Raw genomic sequence first — 12,145 nt, forward strand, 5'->3', positions numbered from 1 at the left:
GGCGCGGGCTTCTCGGTCGCAACCTCCTTGGGGAAATAGCAATGCCACTCACCCTTATCAGCCCGGCGTTCCGGGCAGGCGGAAGAATTCCCGAAAGGTATACGCGTGACGGCCAGAACGTCTCGCCGCCGCTGAAGTGGTCCGGTGTCCCGGATGGTACCAAGAGCGTTGTTCTTGTCGTGCGGGATCCCGATGCACCAAGCGGGATTTTCGGGCACTGGGCGGTGTTCAACATCCCGCCGGATGCCGGGGGACTAGCCGAGGCCGAAGACGGCAAGCCCGGCCCGTCGGCACTCAGGCAAGGCACCAACGATTTCGGCAATGCGTATTACGATGGTCCGCAGCCGCCTGCAGGGCACGGCGTCCACCATTACCACTTCCTGCTGGCCGCGCTCGATGTGCCGAGCCTCAGCGTACCAGGACAGGCGGGCGTGCATCAGGTCTGGAAGCAAGCCCAGAAACACGCATTGGAGGAGACGGAGTTGGTCGGAACCTACGAACGGCCGGCGTGACGCGGGCCGTGTCGGTCGCCGCCTTCACAATGTAATCTGGGCAAGCGGTTTTCGGGCAGGGCCGTGGATGACCGAACCGTCGGCGGCGAAGATCGAGCCGTGGCAGGGACAATCCCAGGTGTGGTCCGCATTGTTCCAGGTTACGGTGCAGCCCTTGTGGGTGCAAATCGCCGAAACCGCCTGGAGTGCGCCTTCGGTGTCTCTCCACGCCGCAATCTTTTCGTCTCCCCTGACGATCACGCCGCCCATACCAGGCGCAATGTCGTGGGTGCTCGAGACGATCGATTGACTGCGGCCGTTCTTGTGGAAGTCCTCAGGATAGGGCCGGGCCGGATCGTAGAGTTTTTGCCATGGGCTCGGGCGGCCGCAGATCAGGTCGGCGATCATCTCGCCCACGGCCGTCCCGTTGGTGATGCCCCAGGCGTTGAAGCCCGTGGCAATGTGGAAGCCGGCGGCCTTGGCGGGATCGGGTTCGCCGGCATATGGGATCCTGTCGGCCGTATCATAGTCCTCATTGCACCAGCGCCAGGCGACGTCGCCGACCGGAAGGTTCTTTCTTGCCCAGTTTTCCAGTTCGACAAACCGCTTGGCCACGTCGCCGTCCCAGCCGGTGTTGAACTTGGGGCCGAGCGTGACCAGCAGTGGCCCTTCGGCATCACGGCCCGTGCGGATGGAATGCGTCGGGTCGTCGATGCCGATGAACATGCCGTCGACAGGGAGGGGATCGTCGATCCGAAAGGCCATGGCGGTGTGGCAGCGCGGTTGCGTCCGGTTCGCCATGCCGACGGGGCTCTTCACCGTCATGTTGGTGGCGACGACGACATGCCCGGCATCAACGGCGCCGCCATCGGTGGCAACGCGCCAGCGGCTTGCCTCGTCGATCGAGGTGGCGCGGCTGTTTTCGAAGATCCGACCGCCACGGGCCGTCACCGCTTCCGCCAGGCCAACCAGATACATCGCCGGATTGAACTGCGCCTGGTCGGGGAACCGTAATGCCGCGGCCGTTTCGAAAGGCAGCGGCGCGCGGTCGAGGATCTCGGCCTCCAGCCCGACCTGGCGCGCGGCCTCCGCCTCGGCCGCAATCTCCGCGCAGCGGCTTTCACTGCAGGTGTAGGTATAGGCGTCCTTGCTCTCGAAATCGCAGGCGATGGCGCAGTTGTTAACCCAATCGCGGATTTGGCGGGCGCCGGCGGAATTCGCATCGGCATAGGTCTGCGCCAGGTCCCGGCCAACGCTGTCGATGAGATGACGATAGATCAGCGCATGCTGCGTGGTGATCTTGGCCGTCGAGCGGCCGGTCACCTGGCCGCCTGTGCGCAGGCCTTCGAGGACGACCACCGACCGGCCCGCCTCGCAAAGCTGAAGCGCCGTCGTCAGCCCGACAATTCCAGCACCCACGACAATGGCGTCCGCACGGATCGAACCTTCGAGCTGGGGATAGTTCGTGGAGGCGGCTGCCGCCACCCAACAGCTTCCCGGTTTTCCCAAGAGAATGGCCATTTCAACCGCGCCCCTTGCGTCTCCATGCACTTCCATCGACAACCGCGCCGGCGGAGGAACGTTCCCGAGCTTGGTCGCTTTCAATCATTGTCTCGCCACCCCGGGTCAGAAAAGCGCCGGGAAGATGCGAGGTGCAGGCCATCACCCAGGTGATCGCCTCGCGGTCGTATTCGTCACCGGAGCGCCAGTCCTCGAAGAAGGCGTTCAGCCTATCGACACGCCCCGGCCAGATACCGGCGGCCTGCAGGCCGAGCGAAACGCCGTAATTGGTGAAGGCGAACTTGGTATCGCGCAGCCATGGCGCGCGGCTGAAATAACCGGGCGGGTCGACCCACATCGTTTCCAGGGTTCGCAGCGAACGCCTCGTCTGGGCCTCGGCCCACGGCTCGTCGGGAGAGAAATGGGCGAGCCACAGCATCATGCCGAGGCCGAGGTCCTGGTCGATGTCGAGGCTGCGCCAATCGCGCTCCATCAGGGCACGCATCTGCGCGATCTCGGGCGCCAGTTCCTCGTCGTCGAGCATTCGGTAAGAGACGTAGCCGTCATAGGCATCCATGCTGCCGAGGCCGTAGCCGGGGTAAGGACCGCTCAAATCCTCCTGCATCTTCCAGATCACGCCGCGGCCAGGGACCACAAACGCCGGGTGAATGTCCCTCGCCAGCGCAATGCCGCGCTTGCGGTATTCCGGCTTCAGATCGCCGAGACGCGCCAAAGCAAACAGCCACATCGCCAGATAGTGGAAGTACTGGCCGTCGCGATCGGCCGCTTCGCCGATCCTCAGTCCGCGCCGGCGGCCGAGCACACGCTCGACATCGGCCACCAGCCGCTCGGCCGCGTCCAGCCAGCGCTGTTCGCCAGTTTCTGTGCAAAGCGAGACGTAGAGCACGACCCCGAATGCGTCGGTCCACAGATACCGCAAGCCGTTCGGCCAGATGCCTTCGCCGCGCATCCAGTCGAGTTTTTGCAGGACATAATCGACGTCACGCAGCATTGCACCAAGCCCCGAATCCACGGCAGACTTTGCCGATGTTCGGTTCCATGCGATTGCGGGCATGCGGCATATCTGCCTCCGCTCCGGTAGGCCTTAGCCAGATACCGCGAAACGATCTGATCGGCGGCAGGTTCCTTGGCCGCTTTCACCGGCGCGACCCTCACGATTCTCGCGGAGACTTTGCAGGCTGAAGGAACAGCAGAATTATGATGCGCTGCGCTGGCCACGGACCGGTATCGCAACTGACGCTGCGCCGGAGCCCTTTAAGGTCGCCTGCGGTCTGGCTGCGGGGACGTTGGAAATCGTCGACACACCGGCCGGCGAGCGGACGCGGCTGACCATCGATCGCCAGGCCGACGATCTGGCAGCGACGGTGATCATCGACCGGCCCGGCGGGCCGGAGACGCTTCGCCTCGAACCTGTCGGCGACAACCATCACCGCCTTGAGAGCACCGTCGCCCCTGCCGAACCGCATGAGTTCCAGGCAGGTCTGGTGCTGACCGCGAAAGATCGCGAACAGGTGCTGCCGTTCAAGATGGTCGAACCCGAAGGTCACCATCATTAGGTCGACTGGCGGATATGCGGTTCAATGACCGATCTCGCGGCCTGTGCTGGTCTGTTCCTGGCGGCCTTGCTCGCCGCTACGATCCTGCCGATGCAATCGGAAGCAGTGCTGGTCGAACTCGTGCTTGCGGATTACTCGCCCTGGCTGTTCATCGGAGTCGCGAGCGTCGGCAACGTGCTTGGATCGGTGATCAACTGGCGGCTCGGGCGAGGCATCGAGCGCTTTCGGGGCCAACGGTGGTTTCCGATGAACCAAGCGCAACTGGACCGCGCGCAAGTGTGGTATCGCCGCTATGGAAAGTGGTCGCTCCTGCAGAGTTGGCTGCGGTTGTCGGTGATCCGCTAACCGTCGTCGCGGGCGTCCTGCGCGCGAGCCTTTTCGGGTTTTCCTTTTGCTGGTCACTGCCGCCAAGGTCGGCCGCTATCTGGTTCTTGCCGCCGTGACCCTGAGCGCGATCTAATCTCACGAAGCCTCTCGAAGCTGAGCTGGTTAGGTCGGCTGGTTCGAAGAGCCTTGTATGATGCGCGCGGACGGGAAGCGCTAGCTCTTTTTGACGGCGACCTTGTCGAGGGCTGCGCGCAGGCCTTTTGCCAGCTTCTGCGTATCGCGCGACCGGTCAACCAAGCTACGGCGCAGCGCTCCAGCCAACATCGACATTGTTAAGACATTCCTGTGGCCGCGCGCCAGGCCTGCACAACGAAGCTGTGCTGGTTCCAGATCATCAGCGCTCCACTCACAGCCATGAGCGCGACCACAAGGCCGCGGAACTGTCGTCCACTTAGGCGTTCGAGCCAGCGCTTGGCCAGCAGATTGGCAAGCGCAGCGCCCAAACCCGCGGCTGCGCCGTACATGACCGCCTGACCACCGAGCGCGCCGAGTCCGGTGAATACCGCGATCTTGACGACATCGGTCACAAACGAGTTCACCGATTTCGTGGCGACCAACGTCTCCTTCTCCGAACCGTAGTTCAGATAGAGCGAATTCAAGACGGGTCCCACCGTGCCCATCAGCGCCGACAACAGCGCGACGATCAGGCCGGCCGGGAGGAACCACCAGCGGCGGGCTCGGTAGCTCCGCTCGCGCGCGCCGCCGCGAAATTCCCAGACTGCACTGATCAGATAGATCCCTATGAGTATCTGGAGCCATTCCGCCCGACTGTTGGCGAAGAGCCAGGAGCCCGCAGCGGCACCGGCGATGGCGCCGGGCAGGTACCAACGGACCAGGCTCCAATCGATGTCGCGCCGGAAGGCCAGGGCGCGGATGGGATTGCCGATGAGCTCGGTCAAGGTGATGACCGGCGCAACCGCCGCGCTCCCTGTGATGAAAGTCACGGCGGGGATCAGCAATAGACCTCCGCCTCCGGCCGAGAGGGTGTTCAGTGTCCAGGTGAGGAACCCCGCCAACGCCAGGAGGCCTAGTCTAATCCAGTCCATCCGATCAGAACGAAGCGGACCTTTGATCGTTCCGAACGCGTTAGTTCGCAAAAGCCCGGCCCGCCCCTTGAGTCTCGTGTGCGATGGAAAGGTGATCTCAGGCGCAATGCTGGTGGCGGAGAGACGCTGTGCCAGAGAACCATTCCCGAGGCGGCGGGAAGAAGGCCGACGATCGCTCCGAGTCGGCCGAACTCCGCCGTTGGACGCGCGCGCGGACGCCCAATCTAGCTCTTTTTGACGGCGACCTTGTCGAGGGCTGCGCGCAGTCCTTTCGCCAGCTTCTGCGCATCGTCGTACGCCCAGAAATGCATGAAGAAGAGCCGCGGTTGCTCATCGAGCATGTGGCTATGCAACGCGGTGATCTCGATGCCGTTATCCAGCATGGCTTTGATAACCGGATTGACCTCCTTTGCTGTCAGCACAAAATCACCCGTGATCGCCGCCTTGCCGCCACCTGTCGATTGGAAGTTAATCGCTATTGCCGAGCCCATGGCCGCCGGCACTTCCATTCCATTTTCCTCGACCGGCTCAGCGCGCGAGATCGTGAACTGGTAGACCGCGCCATTGGCCTTACCCTTATAACCGATGGTTTGGTCGACACCGGCCGTGTCGAACTCGATCTGTGGTGCGGCTTGCGGCTGGGCGCCGCCTCCCATCGGTGTTTTGCTCAGCGCCAATCCGGCATGAAGCGCTGTGGCGAGCGTAACCGGGTCGCCCTGGCCGAAGACGTGCATGTAGAGTGTCATCGGCTCCGCGCGCAGCAAGTGGTTGTGTACCGCAGTGATCTCGATCCCGCTTTCTTCAAGCTTCTTGATGACCGGGTTCACCTCGTCCTGCGTCAGAACGATGTCGCCCATAACCATTGCCTGATCTCCCATGGGTTCGAACGCAATCCAGCCTCCAAGCGCAAATCCGGGTTTCAGGGCCACGCCGTCGAGCGAAACCTTCAGGTCCGTTCGCGGCAGCCCGACCCGGTAGACGCCATCAGGCGTCTCGGTTCCGGATTTGCCGAGCGCCTTAGCGATTGTTTGCCAATCGGGTGCCGCCGATGCCGGTTGGAGCAGCGCCGACATCGCGATCAGCATTGCTCCGGTCACGAGTTTTGCATGCATGGGATTTCTCCTTGTGATCTGCCCCCCAATTTGTCATGCGGCTGCTGGCTTCGTGGCGGGAGGGTCGGCGCCGCGCATGATCGCGGCAATGATTACGATCGCCGGGTCGCGCTCGAGCCCATTTTTGGATCGGGCTCGCCGGCATATGGAATCCTGTCGGCCGTATCATAATCCTCATTGCACCAGCGCCCCACGACGTCGCCGACCGGAAGGTTCTTTCTCGCCCATTTTTCCAGTTCGGCAAACCGCTTCGCCACGTAGCCGTCATAGGCATCCATGCTGCCGAGACCAAAGCCAGGATATGGGCTGCTCAGATCCTCCTGCATCTTCCAGATCACGCCGCGGCCAGGGACCACAAACGCCGGGTGAATGTCCCGCGCCAGCGCAATGCCGCGCTTGCGGTATTCCGGCTTCAGATCGCCGAGACGCGCCAAAGCAAACAGCCACATCGCCAGATAGTGGAAGTACTGGCCGTCGCGATCGGCCGCTTCGCCGATCCTCAGTCCGCGCCGGCGGCCGAGCACACGCTCGACATCGGCCACCAGCCGCTCGGCCTCGTCCAGCCAGCGCTGTTCGCCAGTTTCCGCATAAAGCGAGACGTAGAGCACGACCCCAAAGGCATCGGTCCAGAGATAACGCAAGCCGTTGGGCCAGATGCCTTCGGCGCGCATCCAGTCGAGTTTTTGCAGGACATAGTCGACGTCACGCAGCATCGTCACGCAGCATCGCGCCAAGCCCCGAACTGGCAAAGCCGGCCCGTGTTCGTGTCCCACGATTGTGAGCATGCGGCATGTCTGCCTCCGCTCCGATTGGCCTTAGCCAGATACCGCGAAACGATCTGATCGGCGGCAGGTTCCTTGGCCGCTGTCACCGGCGCGACCGGGAACCCTCGACCTGATCATGAGTTTCGGATCCAGGCGCTCACAACGGGATGCGGGGGTTACCAGTCATTTTCGGAGCCTTTCGATCGAGGAGGCAAAGTTGCGACACCGCCAAATCAGAGTTGACGGAATTACTGTCTTCTTTCGCGAGGAAGGCCCGGCCGACGCTCCGGTGCTTCTGCTGCCGCACGGCTATCCCTGTTCGTCCTATCAGTTTCGAAGGCTGATGCCCGGACTGGCTGATCGCTGGCACACGTTCGCCCCGGATTTTCCTGGCTTCGGCTACAGCGCTACGCCCGACATGGCTGCATTCGGCTACGATTTCGAGACCTATGCCGGGTTTTTGGCGGCTTTCGCGGACGCGCTCGGCCTGTCTCACTATGCGCTCTGGCTGCACGATTACGGCTCGCAGATCGGATTGCGCCACGCCATCGCCTATCCGGAGCGCGTTGCCGCGCTTATCATCCAAAACGGCGACATCTACGAAGACGTGCTCGGCCCGAAATACGCAGCCATCAAGGCGTATTGGAACGACAAGACGCCCGACAAGCATCGCCCGCTGGAAGAAGCGGTGAGCGAGGAGGGCTTCCGGCACGAGTTCATCGGTGAGGTTGGCGAGGCCGTGGCCGAGCGCGTGCCACCGGATCTGTGGAAACTCCATTGGCCTCTGATGGACACGCCGCCCCGTCGGCGGCTTGCGGTCGGCCTGATGGAGAAGCTGGAGGCGAACCTCAACTGGTTCCCGAAATACCAGGCTTATCTGCGCGAACGGCAACCACCGACACTGATCGTCTGGGGTCCCGAGGATGGCTATATGCCGGCCGCATCGGCCCGCGCCTACAAGCGCGACTTGCCGCAAGCAGAGCTCCATCTCCTCGATGGCGCCGGCCACTGGCTACTGGAAACCCATTTCGATGAGGCGCTTGCGTTGGTGCGCGACTTCCTCGCACGCGTTCACAGCCGAGCACCGACGCGACCGTCAGGTAACCAGTTGAAAGCGTGGTGATCCCGACAGGAATCGAACCTGTGACCTACAGATTAGGAATCTGCCGCTCTATCCTACTGAGCTACGGGACCACGCGGCCCGACACATAACCGCTTCGGGACGTTTCGCCAAGAGGCAGCTAGGCCGCTCGCTTGGGTTCGACCGCGAACGGGCTCAGGCCGAGCCAGGTCTGCATTTTGCGCGCGATGTCCTGGTCGCCCGTCAAGATGACTTTCGGCCCGGCCTTCTCGACGGTGATCAGCCCCATCCAGATTTCGGTCATGGTGTGCAGGTCGGTCGAGACGTAGAGATCGACATCGAAGCCCGGATCGTACCAGCAGAGGTCGACCTCGCCGTGCTTCTCGACGATCAGCCACCATGACCGCTTGGAGGCGGGGAGCTCCTGATACAGAAATTGTATTACTGTGCGCCCGTCGGGCAGCGGCGACGCGTTGAGATTGCGCCGCATGTCCCACATCAGCAGCGATGGATCGAGGTTCTTCAGCGACAACCGGGACTCGACCCATTTCTGGCCCCAAAAACCCATCGCCTCGACGACGGAACGCAGATCCCTGCCTGCCTCGGTCATCCGGTATTCGAAGATGCCTTTCTCGCCGCGCACCTCCTTGCGCTCGACGATCCCGGCCAGCTCGAGCTCCTTGAGGCGTTGCGACAGAAGGGTCGGCGACATTTTGGGGACGCCGCGGCGCAAATCGTTGAAACGGGTCGAGCCCGCCACCAATTCGCGAAGCAGAACCATGGTCCAGCGGGTGCACAGCACCTCGGCGGCCATCGATAACGGGCAGAACTGTTTGTATCCGGACTGGGTCACGATGTTGCCTTCCCTCAAACTCCGCCGGAACCATAGGCCTTTCCCGGCGACGCGGCGAGTACAGAAACTGTACCGGCCCAGTGCGGTGGATTCGAAGTTCCTGCTTTCTGGGTGGCATCAGCATTAGGAACTTCAAATCCAAAACCACACTGGAAATCCAAGCACTTGCTGGTGTGGCTTTTGAATCCGAAATTCGCTCGCTGCGTTGCTCCAAAGTGAATGCGAATTTCGGATTCGCCACACCAGTACAGATCGGGGACTGGCTGGCGCGACCCTTGCCATGCGACCCCTCTGCCGCTGCACGGGATACCCCTGTGCACGACCAGGAGACATGACCCATGACCGCTTACGTTATCGCAGACATCAAGGTGAGGGACCCGAAGTGGATGCCGGCCTATGCCGCGTCGGTCCACGACCTCGTTCACAAGCACGGCGGCAGATATCTGTCGCGCAGCGGCAATGTGAAGACGCTCGAAGGCAAGCCGCTCGACACGACGCTGATTGCCTTGATGGCGTTCCCGACCGAGGCCGCGGCGCGCGCCTTCACCGACGATCCTGCCTACGCGCCGTTCGTTTCGGCCCGTCAGGGCGGCAGCGACAGCCGTTTCCAGCTGATCGACAACTCCGATCTGGCCGGAACCATCCCCTATCTGCCGAAGGGATGATCGGCATTCGTCGCATCGGGACAGGGATCTCCCAGCAACAACAGCCACAGCGCCCACCTGCCGGACCTCCTTACTTCCGGCGGCCGGCCGGGCTGTGCTTTTCAAGAAGAATGGAATGACTATGACAATCAACTTTCGCAACAAGTTCCTCGCTGCCGCGGCGCTGCTGTCGGCCTGCACCGCGCTGGCGCAGGCGCATCAGGCAGCGCCCGCGCCCGGTCCCAATCCGCTGGCCGACAAGGTACGCGCGGCCAACAGCCGCTTCGAGAATGTGGCGGCGGCGACCGCCGAGGGCTACGCGCCCATTCCCTGCGCCAGCGGCATCACCGGCGGCGCCATGGGCATCCACTATGTCAATCCCGGCTACCTCAAGGACGACGCGGCCGATGTCGCCAAGCCGGAAGCGGTGATGTACGAGCCGATGGCCGACGGCACGCTAAAACTGATCGCGGTCGAATACATCACCTCGAAAGGCCCGGCCTCGCTCGATGGGCATCTGTTCAACTTCAACAGCGCCCCCAACCGCTACGGCCTCGGCCCGTTCTACGAGCTGCATGTCTGGGCCTGGAAGGGCAACCCGACCGGCGCGTTCGCGGACATGAACCCGAACGTGTCGTGCGAACCGACGACTGCTGTCAGCCAGTAAGCAGCCGAGCCAGGCGGCGCCAACGCCGCCTGGCCGAATGTGGGAGCAGGCCCCAAAGAGGTCGGGATAGCGGAACTTTCGGGACGCCGGCGCGCTTTAGTGTCCCGAAGGAGACACCGCATGAGCGCCACCAAAGAGTTCTTTCAAACGTGGCTGCAGGAGAATGTCGGCAATTTGCCGGCCGAGAGCGAGGTGAGCGTCGCCGTTCTGGCGCAGCAATTCGAGCAGGACGCCGACGCTGCCGGCTATGGCCACGAGGTTCGCGAAGACGAACTCGGCAATATCCAGGAGGCGATCGAGGCAGCCCTGAAGAAGGCGAGGACAGGCGAAGAGCCGCAGGCTGCCGACGACAATGAGCTGGCGCCGGTCATGGAGGCGCTGGAGGTCGAGGATCCGAAGAGCGGACCGTAGCGGTTGCGGCTCTTCCCTTCCACGCTACATGACCGGGCATAATGGATGCCAAACACCTCACACTCGGCGTCGTGATCGGCGTGGCTATCGGCGTCGTGTTGGACAACATTGTTGCGGGCATCGGTATAGGTATTGCTCTGGGCATTGCCTTCGGCCTTGCCCGGAAGTCGTCCGGCCGGAAGTGACCAGCAGAACATGTCCTGCCCGGTTTTGCCGCCCAGAGGTGCGGCGGTTGCCGCACCGCCGATGCCGAATGGCTACGCCGCCAGCGCTGTTTCCGCCAGCTTCACCCAATAGCTCATGCCGTGCGGGATGACCTCGTCGTTGAAGTCGTAGGCTGGGTTGTGCAGGCCGGCGGTATCGCCGTTGCCGATGAAGATGAAGGCGCCCGGCCGCGCTTCAAGCATGTAGGAGAAATCCTCGCCGCCCATCACCGGCTGGATGGCGCGGTGCACATGGCTGTCGCCGGCGACGTCGGCCGCGATGTCGCTGGCAAAGACCGTCTCTTCCGGATGGTTGAAGGTGACGGGGTAATTGGCATTGTAATCAACCTCGATTGTCGCGCCGAAGGCAGCGCCCAGGCCTTGGCAAAGTGCGCGGATGCGCTCCTCTGCCTTCTTGGCGACTTCCTTCTTCAGCGTGCGTACGGTGCCGGCGATCTCGGCGGTCTCGGGAATGACGTTATAGGCGTCGCCGGCATGGAATTTCGTCACCGAGACGACCACCGCCTCGACCGGATCTGTGCTGCGCGAGGCGATCGTCTGCAATGCGCCGACGAGTTGGCTGGTGATGACGATCGGATCGATGGTGCCGTGCGGCATCGCCGCGTGGCCGCCCCGGCCCTTGACGGTGATGGTGAATTCGGCGGTCGCCGCCATGATCGGGCCCGGCCTGATGGCGAACTGGCCGACCGGCAGGCCCGGCATGTTGTGCATGCCGAAAACCTTGGAGATACCGAAGCGCTCCATCATACCGTCCTTGACCATCTCGTTGCCGCCGCCGCCGCCTTCTTCGGCCGGCTGGAAGATGACCGCGACGGAGCCAGCGAAATTGCGCGTTTCGGCGAGGTATTTGGCGGCACCCAACAACATAGCGGTGTGGCCGTCATGGCCGCAGGCGTGCATCTTGCCGGGGACGGTCGAGGCATAGGATTTGCCGGTGATCTCGTTGAGCGGCAGGGCATCCATGTCGGCGCGCAGGCCGATGGTCGACCCTTCGCCGTGGCGGCCGCGGATGATGCCGACGACGCCGGTCTTGCCCAAACCCGTCACGATATCGTCGCAGCCGAAAGCCTTCAGCTTCTCGGTGACGAAAGCGGCGGTCTTGAAGACGTCGAAATTCAGCTCCGGCGTCTGGTGCAAATGGCGGCGCCAGCCGGCCACCTCGTCCTGCATTTCGGCGGCTCGGTTCAGGATCGGCATGATGGTTCCATTTCGCTGTTGGAGCAGGCGGTCTTGGCCTGCTGCTTTGCAATTGTGCCTGCTGCCTTGCAACCATGCACGCTGCTTTGCATTGTGCTGCTGCTTCCACGTTGTGATCGGCAGCACTTTGCCATGTTGACGTCACATAGAGTAAATAGCACCGCGACTGTGGTCCGGGAACAGAGGGCCGG

General features: G+C 62.8%; 14 protein-coding genes, 1 tRNA gene and 1 pseudogene. 8 read left to right on the forward strand and 8 right to left on the reverse strand.

The genetic code is table 11. The annotated features are described in order from the left end of the window. Positions 1 to 41: 41 nt before the first annotated feature. Entirely contained in the window at positions 42 to 512 is a 471-nt protein-coding gene (locus NKH93_RS13110; protein WP_352918424.1) for a YbhB/YbcL family Raf kinase inhibitor-like protein, read from the forward strand. A 24-nt stretch (positions 513 to 536) separates the two neighbouring features. Here the strand turns inward: NKH93_RS13110 and NKH93_RS13115 are convergent, their stop codons facing one another. Continuing rightward, positions 537 to 2,012 (reverse strand): FAD-dependent oxidoreductase, encoded by a 1,476-nt coding sequence (locus NKH93_RS13115; RefSeq protein ID WP_352618116.1) that lies wholly within the window; start codon positions 2,010 to 2,012, stop codon positions 537 to 539. Between the two features lies 1 nt (position 2,013). Then, positions 2,014 to 3,003: a hypothetical protein gene (locus tag NKH93_RS13120; protein WP_352814990.1), complete on the reverse strand. Its 990-nt coding sequence runs from the start codon at positions 3,001 to 3,003 to the stop codon at positions 2,014 to 2,016. A gap of 295 nt (positions 3,004 to 3,298) precedes the next feature. On the opposite strand from NKH93_RS13120, the gene NKH93_RS13125 reads away from it, so the two are divergent. Together NKH93_RS13125 and NKH93_RS13130 are read left to right on the forward strand one after the other, a co-directional pair. After that, positions 3,299 to 3,568 carry a hypothetical protein gene (locus NKH93_RS13125; RefSeq protein ID WP_352471467.1) on the forward strand — a complete coding sequence of 90 codons (270 nt, stop codon included), beginning with the start codon at positions 3,299 to 3,301 and terminating at the stop codon, positions 3,566 to 3,568. A 24-nt stretch (positions 3,569 to 3,592) separates the two neighbouring features. Further along, a pseudogene (locus NKH93_RS13130) lies at positions 3,593 to 4,028 on the forward strand (YqaA family protein). Positions 4,029 to 4,227: 199 nt separating this feature from the next. Here NKH93_RS13130 and NKH93_RS13135 read toward each other — a convergent pair. From NKH93_RS13135 to NKH93_RS13145, 3 genes are all read right to left on the reverse strand, one after another. After that, positions 4,228 to 5,001 (reverse strand): sulfite exporter TauE/SafE family protein, encoded by a 774-nt coding sequence (locus tag NKH93_RS13135; RefSeq protein ID WP_352471466.1) that lies wholly within the window; start codon positions 4,999 to 5,001, stop codon positions 4,228 to 4,230. 224 nt (positions 5,002 to 5,225) lie between these two features. Then, entirely contained in the window at positions 5,226 to 6,113 is an 888-nt protein-coding gene (locus tag NKH93_RS13140) for a DUF1259 domain-containing protein (RefSeq protein ID WP_352970589.1), read from the reverse strand. A 92-nt stretch (positions 6,114 to 6,205) separates the two neighbouring features. Beyond that, complete coding sequence (locus NKH93_RS13145; RefSeq protein WP_352970591.1) at positions 6,206 to 6,832, reverse strand: hypothetical protein; 627 nt, start codon at positions 6,830 to 6,832, stop codon at positions 6,206 to 6,208. A gap of 262 nt (positions 6,833 to 7,094) precedes the next feature. Between NKH93_RS13145 and NKH93_RS13150 the strand changes: the two genes are divergently transcribed. After that, the gene (locus NKH93_RS13150; RefSeq protein WP_352471462.1) at positions 7,095 to 8,000 is read left to right on the forward strand and encodes an alpha/beta fold hydrolase; all 906 of its coding nucleotides are present in this window, start codon (positions 7,095 to 7,097) and stop codon (positions 7,998 to 8,000) included. On the opposite strand, the gene NKH93_RS13155 is transcribed toward NKH93_RS13150, so the two are convergent. Next, a tRNA-Arg gene (locus tag NKH93_RS13155) sits at positions 7,995 to 8,071 on the reverse strand. The two genes, NKH93_RS13150 and NKH93_RS13155, sit on opposite strands and share 6 nt — an antisense overlap. A 47-nt stretch (positions 8,072 to 8,118) precedes the next feature. Continuing rightward, positions 8,119 to 8,811 carry a winged helix-turn-helix transcriptional regulator gene (locus NKH93_RS13160; protein ID WP_352457625.1) on the reverse strand — a complete coding sequence of 231 codons (693 nt, stop codon included), beginning with the start codon at positions 8,809 to 8,811 and terminating at the stop codon, positions 8,119 to 8,121. A gap of 338 nt (positions 8,812 to 9,149) precedes the next feature. On the opposite strand from NKH93_RS13160, the gene NKH93_RS13165 reads away from it, so the two are divergent. The 4 genes from NKH93_RS13165 (at position 9,150) to NKH93_RS13180 (ending at position 10,718) form a co-directional block, all read left to right on the forward strand. Next, positions 9,150 to 9,476, forward strand: coding sequence for a DUF1330 domain-containing protein (locus NKH93_RS13165; RefSeq protein ID WP_023677873.1), 327 nt, complete (start codon positions 9,150 to 9,152; stop codon positions 9,474 to 9,476). A gap of 115 nt (positions 9,477 to 9,591) precedes the next feature. Continuing rightward, the gene (locus NKH93_RS13170) at positions 9,592 to 10,122 is read left to right on the forward strand and encodes a hypothetical protein (RefSeq protein ID WP_352918418.1); all 531 of its coding nucleotides are present in this window, start codon (positions 9,592 to 9,594) and stop codon (positions 10,120 to 10,122) included. Between the two features lie 120 nt (positions 10,123 to 10,242). Next, complete coding sequence (locus NKH93_RS13175) at positions 10,243 to 10,533, forward strand: hypothetical protein (RefSeq protein ID WP_352471460.1); 291 nt, start codon at positions 10,243 to 10,245, stop codon at positions 10,531 to 10,533. 41 nt (positions 10,534 to 10,574) lie between these two features. Then, positions 10,575 to 10,718 carry a glycine zipper domain-containing protein gene (locus NKH93_RS13180; RefSeq protein ID WP_198023575.1) on the forward strand — a complete coding sequence of 48 codons (144 nt, stop codon included), beginning with the start codon at positions 10,575 to 10,577 and terminating at the stop codon, positions 10,716 to 10,718. Positions 10,719 to 10,790: 72 nt separating this feature from the next. Here the strand turns inward: NKH93_RS13180 and NKH93_RS13185 are convergent, their stop codons facing one another. After that, a complete protein-coding gene (locus NKH93_RS13185) occupies positions 10,791 to 11,954 on the reverse strand; it encodes a M20 aminoacylase family protein (protein ID WP_352451192.1) in 1,164 nt (387 codons plus the stop codon). Between the last annotated feature and the right edge of the window lie 191 nt (positions 11,955 to 12,145).

It is taken from the genome of Mesorhizobium sp. M0954, from assembly GCF_040319155.1.
GTDB lineage: Bacteria > Pseudomonadota > Alphaproteobacteria > Rhizobiales > Rhizobiaceae > Mesorhizobium.